The organism is Klebsiella sp. MS 92-3 (genome assembly GCF_000195655.1).
In the GTDB taxonomy this organism is placed as follows: Bacteria; Pseudomonadota; Gammaproteobacteria; order Enterobacterales; family Enterobacteriaceae; genus Klebsiella; species Klebsiella pneumoniae.
Genome location: NZ_GL882770.1, coordinates 156,273 through 169,959 on the forward strand (window position 1 = coordinate 156,273; position 13,687 = coordinate 169,959).

The following is a 13,687-nucleotide window of genomic DNA, read 5'->3' on the forward strand; positions in this document are numbered from 1 at the left end:
GGCTTTTTCATTTTCAGCTGGCGGCTTTTTTCGTCATGCTGAGAATAAACAGCACCGCGGCGCAGAGCACCACCGACGGCCCGGCCGGGGTATCGTAGAAAGCCGAGAAGGTTAACCCGCCGGTAACGGCCAGCATGCCCACGCCCACCGCCACGGCGGCCATCTGCTCCGGCGTGCGGGCAAAACGGCGGGCGGTGGCGGCCGGGATAATCAGCAGGGAAGTAATGATCAGCGCCCCGACGAACTTCATCGCCACGCCGATAGTCAGGGCGGTGACCAGCATCAACAGCAGCTTGACCCGCTGCAGCTTCACGCCGTCGACAAACGCCAGGTCCGGACTGATGGTCATCGCCAGCAGATTCCGCCACTGCCAGAGCAGAATGCCAATCACAATCATCACGCCAATGGCAATGGCGATCAGGTCCTGCGGCGTAACCGCCAGCAGATCGCCGAACAGGTACGCCATCAGATCGACGCGGACGTTAGACATCAGACTGACCACCACCAGCCCCAGGGACAGCGCGCTGTGCGCCATGATGCCCAGCAGGGTATCGATCGCCAGATGCGGTCGTTTTTCCAGCCACACCAGCCCGCCAGCCAGCAGCAGGGTCACGGCGATCACCGCATAGAACGGATTGACGTTAAGCAATAAACCGAAAGCGACGCCGAGCAGAGACGCATGCGCCAGCGTGTCGCCGAAATAAGACATGCGGCGCCAGACCACAAAGGAGCCCAGCGGACCAGCGGCGCAGGCCAGCATCATCCCGGCAAGCCAGCCAGGTAACAGAAGTTCAATCATTAGCGGCTGTTTCCCCGACGCAGTACAATTCGCCCCTGAAGGTCGTGGCGGTGATTATGGTGGTGGCGGTATATCCCCAGCTGTTCCGCGCCGCGCGGGCCGAACATGGAGATAAACTCCGGGTGCATGGAGACCACCTCCGGTGCGCCAGAGCAGCAGATATGCTGGTTCAGGCACAGAACTTCGTCGGTTTTGGCCATCACCAGATGCAGATCGTGGGATACCATTAGCACCGCGCAGTCCAGTTCATGGCGCAGCTGGTTGATAAGATCGTAGAGCGCCACCTGGCCGTTGACGTCAACACCCTGGGTCGGTTCATCCAGCACCAGCAGCTGCGGACGGTTGAGCAGGGCGCGGGCCAGCAGTACGCGCTGCGTTTCGCCGCCGGAGAGCTTTTGCATCGGCGCATCGATCAGATGCCCCGCCTGCACGCGCTTCAGCGCCGGCAGGATGTCGTCTTTACGGGTGCCCGGGCGCAAACGCAGGAAGCGGCTGACGGTCAGCGGCAGCGTGGCGTCCAGATGCAGTTTCTGCGGCACATAGCCGATGCGCAGGCGTGCGTCACGCTTGATAACACCCTCTGTCGGTGCTACCAGCCCGAGAACCACCCGCACAAGGGTCGATTTGCCGGCGCCGTTGGGGCCCAGCAGGGTTAAGATTTTGCCTGGCGTGAGAGCCAGCGAGATGTCAGACAACACGCGGCGTTGGCCAAAGGCCACCGAGACATTTTCCAGCGTTACAAGGTTTGTCATAGTAATTTAGGGGTTGCACAAGCTAGTGAATGTTATAATATCACATCACACTCACTTATTTCGATGACTAGACGCATTATGTTACATAAAAATACGCTTCTTTGCGCTGGACTTGGCGCTGTTTTTTTGTTCGCGCAGGTACCGCTGGCCAGCGCCGCCGTGGTGACTTCTATGAAACCGCTGGGCTTTATCGCGGCGGCCATCGCCGATGGGGTGACCGAGACCCAGGTGCTGCTGCCCGATGGCGCCTCCGAGCATGATTATTCCCTCCGTCCTTCTGATGTAAAACGCTTACAGAACGCAGACTTAGTGGTGTGGATTGGTCCGGAAATGGAAGCCTTTATGGATAAGTCGACGCAAAGCATTGCGGCGAATAAAAAGGTGACGATTGCCGAGCTGGATGGGGTCAAACCGCTGCTCATCACCGGGGCGGACGACGATGACGATCACCATGGTCATGGCCATGGCGCAGCAGAAAAAGGTGACGGCGATCACCATCACGGTATTTACAATATGCATCTGTGGTTATCCCCAGAGATAGCGCGGCTTTCGGCGGTTGCAATCCACGATAAATTATTGGAACTTATGCCGCAGAGTCGAGCCAAACTCGACAGCAACCTGCAGCAGTTCGAGACCGCGCTGGCGGCGACCGACAAGCAGGTGAGCAATGAGCTGGCACCGCTGAAAGGGAAGGGCTATTTCGTTTTTCATGACGCCTACGGTTACTTTGAAAAACACTACGGTTTGACCTCGCTGGGGCACTTTACCGTCAACCCTGAAATACAGCCCGGTGCGCAGCGTTTACACGAAATCAGAACACAACTGGTTGAGCAGAAAGCCACTTGCGTTTTTGCTGAGCCACAGTTCAGGCCAGCGGTTATCGAAGCTGTTGCCCGGGGCACGTCTGTGCGCATGGGGACCCTGGATCCACTGGGGACAGGAATTACGCTGGGTAAAACGAGTTACCCGCAATTCCTCACCCAACTGGCGAATCAGTATTCGAGCTGCCTGAAAGGAGATTAACGAGGAAGTGAATACGTGCAACAGATAGCCCGCGCTGTCACTCAGGCATTCAACAATCTGCCACGACCACATCGCGTCATGCTGGGGTCGCTTAGCGTTCTTACCTTAGCGGTCGCCGTCTGGCGACCCTACATTTACCACCCGGAATCCGCCCCCATCGTCAGAACCATTGAACTGGAAAAAAGCGAGATCCGTTCCCTGCTGCCGGAAGCCTCCGAGCCGATCGACCAGGCCCCGCAGGAAGAAGAAGCCATTCCTCAGGATGAGCTCGACGAAAAAGCCGATAGCGATGCCGGCGGGCACGAATACGTGGTGTCGACCGGCGATACGCTCAGCAGTATTCTGAACCAGTACGGTATCGATATGGGCGATATCGCCCAGCTCTCCTCCGCCGATAAAGAGCTGCGCAACCTGAAGATTGGCCAGCAGCTCTCCTGGACCCTGACCGCCGACGGCGATCTGCAGAGCCTGACCTGGGAGATGTCCCGCCGCGAGACCCGCACCTATACCCGTGTGGATAACGGTTTTAAAATGAGCAGCGAGCTGCAGAAAGGCGATTGGGTCAACAGCGTGCTGAAGGGCACCGTCGGCGCCAGCTTTGTCTCCAGCGCGCGTGATGCCGGGCTGACCAGCACGGAAATCAGCGCGGTGATCAAGGCCATGCAGTGGCAGATGGATTTCCGTAAGCTGAAGAAAGGCGACGAATTCTCGGTATTGATGTCGCGCGAAATGCTCGACGGCAAACGTGAGCAAAGCCAGTTACTCGGCGTGCGTCTTCGCTCTGACGGTAAGGATTACTATGCCATCCGCGCCGAAGACGGCAAATTCTACGACCGCAACGGGACGGGTCTGGCGAAGGGCTTTATGCGCTTCCCAACGGCGCGTCAGTTCCGCGTCTCCTCTAACTTTAATCCGCGTCGTCTGAACCCGGTCACCGGCCGCGTCGCGCCGCACCGTGGCGTCGATTTCGCGATGCCGCAGGGAACGCCAGTGCTGGCGGTGGGCGATGGTGAAGTAGTCGTGGCCAAACGCAGCGGCGCTGCCGGGTATTACGTCGCGATCCGCCACGGCCGCACCTATACCACTCGCTACATGCACCTGCGTAAGCTGTTAGTGAAGCCGGGGCAGAAAGTGAAGCGCGGGGATCGCATTGCGCTGTCGGGGAATACCGGACGCTCTACCGGGCCACACCTGCACTACGAAGTGTGGATCAACCAGCAGGCGGTCAACCCGCTGACGGCTAAGCTGCCGCGTACCGAAGGGCTGAGCGGTTCCGACCGGACCGACTATCTGGCGCAGGTCAAAGAGGTCGTTCCGCAGCTGCGGTTTGACTAACCACCGGTCAGTGGAAAGCCGGTGCCCCAGGGCGCCGGCTTTTTCTTTTGTAGGATACCCGACGTCTCGCTACACTATCCCATTATCTTGATTAAGCAGTCGATCTGCGGATTGGGCATGGAAACGAAAAAAAATAATATTGAGTTTATCCCTAAGTTTGAAAAATCCTTTTTACTGCCGCGCTACTGGGGCGCCTGGCTGGGGGTCTTTGCCTTCGCCGGTATTGCGCTGACGCCGCCATCCTTTCGCGATCCGCTCCTCGGCAAACTCGGTCGTCTGGTAGGGCGTCTGGCGAAAAGCTCGCGCCGCCGGGCGCAGATTAATTTGCTGTACTGCTTCCCGGAAAAAAGCGAGTACGAGCGGGAAGCGATTATCGACGCCATGTATGCCTCGGCGCCGCAGGCGATGGTGATGATGGCCGAGCTGGGCCTGCGCGATCCGCAGAAAATCCTTGCCCGCGTTGACTGGCAGGGGAAAGCGATCATCGACGAGATGCAGCGCAATAATGAGAAGGTGATTTTTCTCGTTCCGCATGCATGGGGTGTGGATATCCCGGCGATGCTGATGGCCTCCGGCGGGCAGAAGATGGCGGCGATGTTCCATAACCAGGGTAACCCGGTGTTCGATTACGTGTGGAATACCGTGCGTCGTCGTTTTGGCGGGCGTATGCACGCGCGCAACGATGGGATCAAACCGTTTATTCAGTCGGTGCGCCAGGGCTACTGGGGCTACTATCTGCCCGATCAGGATCACGGCGCCGAACACAGCGAGTTTGTGGATTTCTTTGCCACCTACAAGGCCACGCTGCCGGCGATTGGCCGCTTAATGAAAGTATGCCGCGCCCGCGTCGTACCGCTGTTCCCGGTCTACGATGGCAAGACGCACCGCCTGACGGTGCTGGTGCGCCCGCCGATGGACGATCTGCTGGACGCTGACGATACGACCATCGCCCGGCGGATGAACGAAGAAGTGGAAGTGTTTGTTAAGCCGCACACCGAGCAGTATACCTGGATCCTGAAGCTGCTGAAAACGCGCAAGCCGGGTGAAATCGAGCCCTATAAACGCAAAGAGCTGTTCCCGAAAAAGAAATAAAAAAAGCCTCCGTCAGGAGGCTTTTTTATCTCTACCGTGCTTACTCGACGGTGAGGATACGGGTGGTGTTGGTGCTGCCGATGGTGCTCATCACGTCACCCTGGGTAACGACCACGAGGTCGCCGGAGACCAGATAGCCTTTGTCCCGCAGCAGATTGACGGCGTCGTGCGCGGCGGCCACCCCGTCATTCTGGCTGTCGAAGAACACCGGCGTCACCCCGCGGTAGAGGGCGGTCAGGTTCAGGGTGCGCTCGTGACGGGAGAGGGCGAAAATCGGCAGACCGGAGCTAATGCGCGAAGTCATCAGCGCGGTACGGCCCGATTCGGTCATGGTGATGATGGCGGTGATGCCTTTCAGGTGGTTGGCGGCATACATCGCCGACATGGCAATTGCTTCTTCCACGTTGTCGAACTGGACGTCCAGACGGTGTTTGGAGACGTTGAGGCTAGGGATTTTTTCCGCGCCCAGACACACGCGCGCCATCGCGGCCACGGTTTCCGAAGGATACTGACCGGCAGCGGTCTCCGCGGAGAGCATCACCGCATCGGTACCATCCAGCACGGCGTTGGCCACGTCCATCACTTCCGCGCGAGTCGGCATCGGGTTGGTGATCATCGACTCCATCATCTGGGTGGCGGTGATGACGGAACGGTTCAGCTGACGGGCACGACGGATCAGCGCTTTCTGGATGCCCACCAGCTCAGGATCGCCGATCTCGACGCCGAGGTCGCCACGGGCAACCATTACCACATCGGAGGCGAGGATCACGTCGTCCATCGCATCCTGATCGCAAACCGCTTCGGCACGCTCAACTTTGGCGACGATTTTCGCATCGCAGCCGGCATCGCGCGCCAGGCGACGGGCGTAGTTCAGGTCTTCGCCGCAGCGCGGGAAAGAGACGGCCAGGTAGTCGACGCCGATTTTAGCGGCGGTGACGATATCAGCTTTATCTTTGTCGGTCAGCGCTTCGGCAGACAGGCCGCCGCCCAGCTTGTTGATCCCTTTGTTGTTGGACAACGGGCCGCCGACGGTCACTTCAGTGAAAACTTTCATCCCCTGAACTTCGAGGACTTTCAGCTGCACGCGACCATCGTCGAGCAATAAGATATCGCCCGGCACGACGTCCGCCGGCAGGCCTTTATAGTCGATCCCGACTTTCTCTTTGTCGCCTTCGCCTTTGCCAAGGTTTGCGTCGAGCAGGAATTTATCGCCGACGTTGAGGAAAATTTTGCCTTCTTTGAAGGTCGATACGCGAATTTTTGGTCCCTGGAGGTCGCCGAGGATGGCCACATGACGGCCCAGTTTTGCCGCAATCTCACGCACTTTGTCGGCACGGAGCTGATGATCTTCCGGGGTGCCGTGAGAGAAGTTCATACGTACTACGTTTGCGCCCGCGGCGATAACCTTTTCCAGGTTGTTATCGCGGTCAGTTGCCGGGCCTAAGGTAGTAACGATTTTGGTTCTGCGAAGCCTTCTGGACATGTAATACTCCGTTGACTGATACAACTTTGGTGTTGCGTGAACATGGATTCGGTAGCGCCAGCCTGCAACGTCGCACAGCCGGATCGTTATCGAAGGTGTAATGGGGTACTGCTTGTTATCAACTTTTATTGATTATCACTGGGTACGAATGGTTCTTTATCAAAACGCGATTCCTTCAGCGCTTCCTTGACCCTCTTCAAGTTATCTCTGAATTTTGCCCCCCGACGCAAGGTAAAGCCAGTCGCCAACACGTCAATGACGGTCAACTGGGCCAAACGGGAGACCATCGGCATATAGATGTCGGTATCTTCCGGCACATCAAGGGTAATGGCGAGCGTGGCTTCCCTGGCTAGCGGCGTACCGGCGGAGGTTAGAGCGATCACCATGGCATCGTTTTCACGAGCCAGCTGCGCCAGCTCCACCAGGCTCTTGGTTCTTCCGGTATGCGAGATAATCACCACCACATCATCGTCATCGCAATTCATACAGCTCATGCGTTGCAGGACAATGTCGTCGGAATAGATGACCGGCACGTTAAAGCGGAAAAATTTGTTCATCGCGTCGTGAGCGACCGCCGCTGAGGAGCCGAGGCCGAAAAAGGCGATTTTTTTGGCCTGAGTCAGCAGATCCACCGCGCGATTTACCGCCGACATGTCGAGAGAATGGTGCACCTGATCTAAACTCGCCATGGCCGATTCGAATATTTTTCCCGTGTATGACTCAACGCTGTCGTCTTCATCGACATTCCGGTTAACATAGAGCGTGCCGTGCGCAAGGCTCTGGGCCAGATGCAGTTTGAAGTCAGGGAATCCGCGGGTTTCGAGACTACGGCAGAAGCGATTGACGGTCGGTTCGCTAACGCCGGCCTCAAGGGCGAGGGCGGCGATGCTCGAATGAATGGCCTGCTCGGGGGTGGCGAGGATCACTTCCGCCACTTTGCGTTCAGATTTGCTAAGGTGTTCCAGTCGGGACTGGATTTTTTCCAGCATGTTCATTAGTAACAGGGCGCTCATCAATGGAAACGATTTCATTAATGGGTGAAATCATTGGGCGTTTTAGCAAGAATATACCCCTCCGCAAGCGCAAGCGGTGAGGAATGACGTGAAATGATGTTGTTTTTTTTCATTACATGATCAGGGTCGTATTTTACTGACCTGAACCAGGTACAAACAACGAACAATAACGGCCGAATGCCCAAATCATCGCCGAATGTTTTCACCCTGTGCGGTTTTACCGCCGCAAACGAAGGGGAAGGCTTTCGGGAAATACGTAAACACAGTACAGTGCAGTGTAAGAAAATTACAAATATAGCCTGGCAAAAGCACCAGACTATCAACTGAGGAGAATGACATGGCGGTAACGCAAACGGCCCAGGCATGCGACCTGGTCATTTTCGGCGCGAAGGGCGACCTGGCGCGGCGTAAATTGTTGCCTTCCCTGTATCAGCTTGAAAAGGCGGGCCAGATCCACGCTGACACCAGAATCATTGGCGTCGGCCGTGCCGACTGGGATAAAGCGGCTTATACCAAAGTCGTGCGCGAAGCGCTGGAAACCTTCATGAAGGAAAAAATTGATGAAGGTTTGTGGGATACCCTGAGCGGACGCCTGGAGTTCTGTAATCTTGACGTCAATGACACCAGCGGCTTCACCCGCCTGGGTGAGATGCTGGATCAAAAGAACCGTGTCACCATCAACTATTTCGCTATGCCGCCGAGCACCTTTGGCGCGATCTGTAAAGGGCTGGGCGAAGCGAAGCTTAATGCCAAGCCTGCGCGCGTGGTCATGGAAAAACCGCTCGGCACCTCGCTGGAAACCTCCCGTGAAATCAACGACCAGGTCGGCGAGTTTTTTGAAGAGTGTCAGGTCTACCGTATCGACCACTATCTCGGTAAAGAGACGGTCCTCAACCTGCTGGCGCTGCGCTTCGCCAACTCCCTGTTTGTCAATAACTGGGACTGCCGCACCATCGATCACGTCGAAATCACCGTCGCGGAAGAGGTGGGTATTGAAGGGCGCTGGGGTTACTTCGACCAGGCCGGGCAGATGCGCGACATGATCCAGAACCACCTGCTGCAGATCCTGTGCATGATTGCCATGTCGCCGCCGTCCGATCTCAGCGCCGACAGCATCCGTGATGAAAAGGTCAAGGTGCTGAAATCCCTGCGCCGTATTGACCGCTCCAACGTGCGCGAGAAAACCGTTCGCGGCCAGTATACCGCCGGCTTTGCCCAGGGCAAAAAAGTGCCTGGCTATCTCGAAGAGGAGGGGGCCAACAAGACCAGCAACACCGAAACCTTCGTGGCGATCCGCGTCGATATCGATAACTGGCGCTGGGCTGGCGTACCGTTCTATCTGCGCACCGGCAAACGTCTGCCGACCAAATGCTCAGAGGTAGTGGTTTACTTCAAAACCCCGGAACTGAATCTGTTTAAAGAGACCTGGCAGGAGCTGCCGCAGAACAAGCTGACCATTCGCCTGCAGCCGGACGAAGGGGTAGATATCCAGGTACTGAACAAAGTGCCGGGCCTCGATCATAAACATAACCTGCAGATCACTAAACTGGATCTGAGCTACTCCGAAACCTTCAACCAGACGCACCTGGCCGATGCCTATGAACGTCTGCTGCTGGAGACCATGCGTGGCATCCAGGCGCTGTTCGTTCGCCGCGACGAAGTAGAAGAGGCGTGGAAATGGGTTGACTCCATTACCGAAGCCTGGGCAGCCGACCGCGATGCGCCGAAACCGTATCAGGCCGGGACCTGGGGACCGGTTGCGTCGGTGGCCATGATCACTCGCGACGGTCGTTCATGGAACGAGTTCGAGTAAGGCTGGAGGCTAATCCGTCAGGGTTATTTTACCGGTAACATGATCTGACGCAGAAAGTCGCACGCTTTTTAATCTTTTAAGCCCCGTGAGGATTCACCCACGGGGCTTTTTTTATTACACTGCCTGCAGACATTTTGCCCCTGAGCGCTGGTGTTTGTGGCCTTTACCACGTCAACACGTCATCACGCAGCGGCCGGACAGATAAAAATTTGAGGAGCCTTTATGAATTCGACAATGTTACGGGTAACAAATCGCATTATCGAACGGTCGCGTGACACCCGCGCGGCTTACCTCGCAAGGATTAACCAGGCCAAAACCGACACCGTGCATCGTGCGCAACTGGCCTGCGGCAATCTGGCTCACGGATTCGCGGCCTGCCAGGCTGACGACAAAGCCTCCCTGAAGAGCATGTTGCGCAACAACATTGCCATCATCACCTCCTACAACGACATGTTGTCCGCTCACCAGCCCTATGAACACTACCCGGAGATCATCCGCAAAGCGCTGCACAGCGCCAATGCGGTCGGCCAGGTCGCCGGCGGCGTGCCGGCGATGTGCGACGGCGTAACGCAGGGGCAGGACGGGATGGAGCTTTCACTCCTGAGCCGCGAGGTGATCGCTATGTCCGCCGCCATCGGCCTGTCGCATAACATGTTCGACGGGGCCCTGTATCTCGGGGTCTGCGATAAAATTGTTCCCGGTCTGACCATGGCGGCGCTCTCATTTGGCCATCTGCCGTCGGTCTTTATTCCCTCCGGTCCGATGGCCAGCGGCCTGCCGAATAAAGAGAAGGTTCGCATTCGCCAGCTGTATGCAGAAGGGAAAGTTGACCGTATGGCGCTGCTGGAGTCCGAAGCCGCCTCTTATCACGCGCCGGGGACCTGTACTTTCTACGGAACGGCGAACACCAACCAGATGGTGGTCGAATTTATGGGCATGCAGCTGCCGGGCTCGTCCTTTGTCCATCCGGATGCTCCGCTGCGGGAAGCACTGACCGCCGCCGCCGCGCGCCAGGTCACCCGCATGACCGGCAACGGCAATGAGTGGATGCCGCTGGGCAAAATGTTTGACGAAAAAGTGGTGGTCAACGGCATCGTGGCGCTGCTGGCGACCGGTGGCTCCACCAACCACACTATGCACCTGGTGGCGATGGCCCGCGCGGCGGGAATTATCATTAACTGGGACGATTTCTCCGACCTGTCAGACGTGGTGCCGCTGCTGGCGCGCCTCTATCCCAACGGCCCGGCGGATATCAACCACTTCCAGGCGGCAGGCGGCGTTCCGGTACTGGTGCGCGAGCTGCTGAAAGGCGGCCTGCTGCATGAGGATGTTCACACCGTGGCCGGCTTTGGCCTGTCGCGCTACACCCTGGAGCCATGGCTGAATAACGGCGAGCTGGACTGGCGCGAAGGGGCGACAGCGCCATTGGACGACCAGGTCATCGCGACCTTTGAAAAACCATTCTCCCGCCACGGCGGCACCAAGGTGCTGAGCGGCAACCTGGGACGCGCGGTGATGAAAACTTCGGCGGTCCCGGTGGAGAACCAGGTGATTGAAGCGCCGGCGGTGGTATTCGAGAGCCAGCACGACGTGTTGCCGGCCTTTGAAGCGGGGCTGCTGGACAAAGACTGCGTGGTGGTGGTCCGTCATCAGGGGCCAAAAGCGAACGGGATGCCAGAATTACATAAACTTATGCCGCCACTTGGTGTATTATTGGACCGCCGTTTCAAAATAGCGCTGGTGACCGATGGCCGACTCTCTGGCGCCTCCGGTAAAGTTCCGTCAGCCATTCACGTCACGCCTGAAGCGTATGATGGCGGCTTGCTGGCGAAAGTGCGCGATGGCGATCTTATTCGCGTGAACGGACAGACGGGGGAACTGACGCTGCTGGTGGATGAGGCCGAACTGGCGGCGCGTCAGCCGCATATCCCTGACCTCAGCGCGTCGCGCGTGGGAACCGGTCGGGAGATGTTTGGGGCGCTGCGTGAGAAGCTCTCTGGCGCGGAGCAGGGCGCAACCTGCATCACTTTTTAAGACGATTTAATTTCTAGATCTGGCGAGAGAAAATCCTGATGAAAAACTGGAAAACAACAGCAGAAGCAATCCTCACCTCCGGTCCGGTTGTCCCGGTTATCGTAGTGAAAAAGCTGGAACACGCGGTACCGATGGCGAAAGCGCTGGTGGCGGGCGGCGTTCGCGTGCTGGAAGTTACCCTGCGCACCGAGTGCGCCCTGGAGGCGATCCGCGCGATTGCCAAAGAAGTTCCGGACGCGATTGTCGGCGCGGGCACGGTTACCAACGTTGAGCAGTTGAAAGCGGTAACGGAAGCCGGCGCGCAGTTCGCTATCAGCCCGGGTCTTACCGAATCCCTGCTGAAAGCGGCGACCGAAGACGGCACCATCCCGCTGATCCCGGGGATCAGCACGGTATCTGAGCTGATGCTGGGTATGCAGTATGGCCTGAAAGAGTTTAAATTCTTCCCGGCGGAAGCCAACGGCGGCGTGAAAGCCTTGCAGGCGATTGCGGGTCCGTTCGGCCACATTCGTTTCTGCCCGACCGGCGGTATCTCTCCGGCCAACTACCGTGACTACCTGGCGCTGAACAGCGTACTGTGCATCGGCGGTTCCTGGCTGGTGCCAGCCGACGCCCTCGAAGCCGGCGACTACGATCGCATCACCACCCTCGCGCGAGAAGCGGTGGAAGGCGCGAAATAAACCACGCCTCCAGGTCAACAACCCGGTCTGCGGCAACGCGACCGGGTTTTTTGTCTTTACCCTTCGACGATGACCGCCGCGGCGGCGGCTTTAGCGCGCGCCACGGCCTCCTCAACCGAATCGGCGACGGCGAGGGTTACCCCCAGGCGGCGGGTACCGTCAATCTCCGGCTTGCCGAACAGACGCAGCTGCAGGCCAGCCCCGACGGCCGACTGCAGCTGGCCAAAGCTGACGTTCTGGCTGGACAACTGCGGAAGGATCACCGCGGAGGCGGCCGGACCATACTGGCGGATAGCGCCGACGGGTAGCCCGAGGAAGGCGCGAACGTGCAGGGCGAATTCCGAGAGATCCTGGGAGATAAGCGTCACCATCCCGGTGTCGTGTGGTCGCGGGGAGACTTCGCTGAAGATCACCTCGTCGCCGCATACGAACAGCTCCACGCCAAACAGACCATAACCTCCCAGCGCCAGCACCACCTCGCGGGCGATGGCCTGGGCACGCTCGAGGGCCAGGTCGCTCATCTGCTGCGGCTGCCAGGACTCGCGGTAATCGCCGTCTTCCTGACGATGGCCAACCGGAGCGCAGAAATGCACGCCATCGACAGCGCTGACGGTGAGCAGGGTGATTTCGAAATCGAAGTTCACCACCCCCTCGACGATCACCCGTCCGGCGCCAGCGCGGCCGCCCTGCTGCGCATAGCGCCAGGCTTCGCTGAGCTGGTCAGCCGAGCGGATAAAGCTCTGGCCTTTGCCGGAGGAGCTCATCACCGGTTTAACGATGCATGGCAAACCGATCTCGGTAACCGCCGCGCGGAAGCCTTCTTCGCTGTCGGCAAAACGATAGCGGGAGGTGGGAAGCTGCAGCTCTTCCGCCGCCAGGCGGCGAATGCCTTCGCGGTTCATGGTGAGCTTTGCCGCCCGCGCCGTGGGGACCACTTTCTGCCCGGCCTGTTCCAGTTCGACCAGGGTGTCGGTAGCGATAGCTTCGATCTCCGGCACGATATAATCAGGTTTTTCCTGTTCAATCAGGGCGCGCAGGCTCTCGCCGTGCAGCATATTGATGACGTGGGCGCGGTGGGCGACCTGCATCGCCGGGGCATCGGGGTAGCGGTCTACGGCGATGGTTTCAATGCCCAGACGCTGACATTCAATAGCGACTTCTTTACCCAACTCGCCGGAACCTAACAGCATAACTTTGGTGGCTGCCGGGCGCAGCGCGGTGCCTAATACAGTCATAACTCTCATCCGCAGTAAAAAAAGATGGCAGCGATTATAAACGAAAACGTTTGCGTATGTCTTTACGCGCGTAACGCGCGTGAGTTGAGTCCGGGAGGGAAATTTGCTATACTGTATAAAAATACAGTGTTGAGAGGCTGCAGTATGGCGGTTGAAATTAAATATGTGGTGATCCGCGAAGGTGAGGAAAAAATGTCTTTTGCCAGCAAAAAAGAGGCCGACGCTTACGACAAAATGCTCGATCTGGCAGAGGTGCTGAATGACTGGCTGGTGGCATCGCCGCTGGAGATGGATGACGTCCAGCGCGATACCATGGCGATGTGGCTGGCGGAGCGTAAAGAAGCGCTGCAGCATATCCTGCGAGTTGGCCGACTGCCGGAGCAAGAGACGCCCGCACAGGACGCCTCCGCGCCGTCGGCTACCGCCGC

Annotated in this window: 13 protein-coding genes; 8 read left to right on the forward strand and 5 right to left on the reverse strand. The window is 58.1% G+C overall.

Features of this window, described 5'->3' with window-relative positions:
• Positions 1–13 precede the first annotated feature (13 nt).
• Together znuB and znuC are read right to left on the reverse strand one after the other, a co-directional pair.
• Entirely contained in the window at positions 14–799 is a 786-nt protein-coding gene (gene znuB / locus HMPREF9538_RS19805) for a zinc ABC transporter permease subunit ZnuB (protein WP_009484448.1), read from the reverse strand.
• Positions 799–1,518, reverse strand: a complete 720-nt coding sequence (gene znuC / locus HMPREF9538_RS19800) for a zinc ABC transporter ATP-binding protein ZnuC (protein WP_004197828.1) — start codon at positions 1,516–1,518, stop codon at positions 799–801. Before znuC ends, znuB begins: the two co-directional genes overlap by 1 nt.
• A 111-nt stretch (positions 1,519–1,629) precedes the next feature.
• Between znuC and znuA the strand changes: the two genes are divergently transcribed.
• The 3 genes from znuA to lpxM all read left to right on the forward strand — a co-directional run bounded on the left by znuA (position 1,630) and on the right by lpxM (position 5,001).
• Positions 1,630–2,574 carry a zinc ABC transporter substrate-binding protein ZnuA gene (gene znuA, locus HMPREF9538_RS19795; RefSeq protein WP_004199391.1) on the forward strand — a complete coding sequence of 315 codons (945 nt, stop codon included), beginning with the start codon at positions 1,630–1,632 and terminating at the stop codon, positions 2,572–2,574.
• 15 nt (positions 2,575–2,589) lie between these two features.
• Positions 2,590–3,909, forward strand: a complete 1,320-nt coding sequence (gene mepM, locus HMPREF9538_RS19790; protein WP_004148858.1) for a murein DD-endopeptidase MepM — start codon at positions 2,590–2,592, stop codon at positions 3,907–3,909.
• Between the two features lie 117 nt (positions 3,910–4,026).
• The gene (gene lpxM / locus HMPREF9538_RS19785; protein ID WP_004175421.1) at positions 4,027–5,001 is read left to right on the forward strand and encodes a lauroyl-Kdo(2)-lipid IV(A) myristoyltransferase; all 975 of its coding nucleotides are present in this window, start codon (positions 4,027–4,029) and stop codon (positions 4,999–5,001) included.
• 40 nt (positions 5,002–5,041) lie between these two features.
• Here lpxM and pyk read toward each other — a convergent pair whose 3' ends face one another.
• Both pyk and HMPREF9538_RS19775 read right to left on the reverse strand, forming a co-directional pair.
• Positions 5,042–6,484, reverse strand: a complete 1,443-nt coding sequence (pyk, locus tag HMPREF9538_RS19780) for a pyruvate kinase (protein ID WP_002911440.1) — start codon at positions 6,482–6,484, stop codon at positions 5,042–5,044.
• 125 nt (positions 6,485–6,609) lie between these two features.
• A complete protein-coding gene (locus HMPREF9538_RS19775; RefSeq protein WP_004145555.1) occupies positions 6,610–7,515 on the reverse strand; it encodes a MurR/RpiR family transcriptional regulator in 906 nt (301 codons plus the stop codon).
• A 159-nt stretch (positions 7,516–7,674) separates the two neighbouring features.
• Here HMPREF9538_RS19775 and HMPREF9538_RS0127170 point away from each other — a divergent pair, with 159 nt between their 5' ends.
• From HMPREF9538_RS0127170 to HMPREF9538_RS19760, 4 genes are all read left to right on the forward strand, one after another.
• Positions 7,675–7,824, forward strand: coding sequence for a hypothetical protein (locus HMPREF9538_RS0127170; RefSeq protein ID WP_004145554.1), 150 nt, complete (start codon positions 7,675–7,677; stop codon positions 7,822–7,824).
• Between the two features lie 10 nt (positions 7,825–7,834).
• A complete protein-coding gene (gene zwf / locus HMPREF9538_RS19770) occupies positions 7,835–9,310 on the forward strand; it encodes a glucose-6-phosphate dehydrogenase (RefSeq protein ID WP_002911427.1) in 1,476 nt (491 codons plus the stop codon).
• A 222-nt stretch (positions 9,311–9,532) separates the two neighbouring features.
• The gene (gene edd, locus HMPREF9538_RS19765) at positions 9,533–11,344 is read left to right on the forward strand and encodes a phosphogluconate dehydratase (protein WP_002911425.1); all 1,812 of its coding nucleotides are present in this window, start codon (positions 9,533–9,535) and stop codon (positions 11,342–11,344) included.
• A gap of 38 nt (positions 11,345–11,382) precedes the next feature.
• Positions 11,383–12,024 (forward strand): bifunctional 4-hydroxy-2-oxoglutarate aldolase/2-dehydro-3-deoxy-phosphogluconate aldolase, encoded by a 642-nt coding sequence (locus HMPREF9538_RS19760; protein ID WP_002911423.1) that lies wholly within the window; start codon positions 11,383–11,385, stop codon positions 12,022–12,024.
• A 56-nt stretch (positions 12,025–12,080) separates the two neighbouring features.
• On the opposite strand, the gene purT is transcribed toward HMPREF9538_RS19760, so the two are convergent.
• On the reverse strand, positions 12,081–13,259 hold the full coding sequence (purT, locus tag HMPREF9538_RS19755; protein ID WP_002911418.1) for a formate-dependent phosphoribosylglycinamide formyltransferase: 1,179 nt from the start codon (positions 13,257–13,259) through the stop codon (positions 12,081–12,083).
• Positions 13,260–13,403: 144 nt separating this feature from the next.
• On the opposite strand from purT, the gene HMPREF9538_RS0127175 reads away from it, so the two are divergent.
• On the forward strand, positions 13,404–13,687 hold a 284-nt coding region (locus HMPREF9538_RS0127175; RefSeq protein ID WP_032457028.1), incomplete at its 3' end, for a YebG family protein.